This is a genomic window from Kitasatospora sp. NPDC127060 (assembly GCF_042724935.1).
Lineage (GTDB): Bacteria > Actinomycetota > Actinomycetes > Streptomycetales > Streptomycetaceae > Kitasatospora.
Genome location: NZ_JBHXEG010000199.1, coordinates 1 through 1,181, shown reverse-complemented (window position 1 = coordinate 1,181; position 1,181 = coordinate 1). Strand labels below are relative to the sequence as shown.

The window sequence follows — 1,181 nt, the reverse complement described above, 5'->3', positions numbered from 1 at the left end:
TACACCTCCGGCACGTGCACCGCATGCAGATCGTTGCCCGTCAGCGCGTCCAACGCCTCCTGCGGGAACCGCCCCTGCTCGTCCACCTCCGCCGCAAACGGAGCGATCTTCGCCTCGGCCAGCGAACGCACCGCCTCACGGAGCATCTCGTGCTCCTCGGAGATACGGAAGAGATCGAAGTCCTGGCTCATGATCGCCACTCCTGTTTCACGACGGTACTCAGTACCCTTCATTATGCACGCGCGCGGCAAAAAGGGAACTCAGTGCCTTCACAGGGCGGCACTGAGTTCCCTATCCTTTTCCTGCCGAACTACCGCTGGACTACCGCCGCACCACTGCCGTGGTTCCGCCGTACTTCTGCCGTACTACCGCCCGACGGAGCCGGTCCGAGCGCAGGGAGATGACAACGTGGTCCACTCAGCCATCGACGCCGACACCCGGAGTACGACGCTGTACTTCCAGCGCTGTACCTGGTGCAACAACCCGACCTTCCAGCGGCTGCTCTGCCCCACCTGCGGCTCCACCGAACTGCGGCTGGAGCCCAGCGAGGGCACCGGTGTCGTCCGGCGCTGCGCGGTCGAGCAGGCCCGTACGCCGCTGGTCCGTCAGAAGTCGCTGATCCGGATGGCGGAGGGGTTCGACGTCTGGTGCATCGTGGACGGGATGCGCAGCACCGTCCCGGTCGGCACCCGGGTGCGGCTGTTCCCCTCCCCCGGCTCCGACCAGCCCGAACTGCGGCTGCTGCCGGTGGAGGAGCCGCAGCAGGAGCAGGAGGTCGAGCCGCGGCCGCTGCCGCCGGCCCAGGGCGGGTTCACCCAGCACCTCGCGGCCTTCGCCGAGTAGATCGGTGCGGGCCGTGCGGGCCCGGTGATCCGCGTGGGTCCGCGTGGTCCGTACCGTCCGAACGGTCCGTACGACCTGCGTGGTCCGTACCGCCGGGAACGACGGAGGGCGTGGCACTCGGTACCGGGGGTACCGAGTGCCACGCCCTCCGCGCTGCTCCGGGGGATCAGCCCTTGCGGGACTTCACCTCGGTGGTGAGCTGCGGCAGCACCTCGAAGAGGTCGCCGACCACGCCGTAGTCGGCCAGCTCGAAGATCGGGGCCTCGGGGTCCTTGTTGACGGCCACGATGGTCTTCGACGTCTGCATGCCGGCCCGGTGCTGGATGGCGCCCGAGATG

Annotated in this window: 2 protein-coding genes and 1 pseudogene; 1 reads left to right on the top strand and 2 read right to left on the bottom strand. The window is 68.4% G+C overall.

The features are described from left to right. Window positions 1–191, bottom strand: a 191-nt coding sequence (locus tag ACFWIS_RS40690) for an acyl-CoA dehydrogenase family protein (protein WP_380524404.1), incomplete at its 3' end; no start/stop codon positions are given. A gap of 217 nt (window positions 192–408) precedes the next feature. On the opposite strand from ACFWIS_RS40690, the gene ACFWIS_RS40685 reads away from it, so the two are divergent. Then, entirely contained in the window at window positions 409–843 is a 435-nt protein-coding gene (locus ACFWIS_RS40685) for a hypothetical protein (protein WP_380524402.1), read from the top strand. Window positions 844–1,009: 166 nt separating this feature from the next. Here ACFWIS_RS40685 and ACFWIS_RS40680 read toward each other — a convergent pair. After that, a pseudogene (locus ACFWIS_RS40680) lies at window positions 1,010–1,181 on the bottom strand (electron transfer flavoprotein subunit alpha/FixB family protein); the annotation flags it as partial.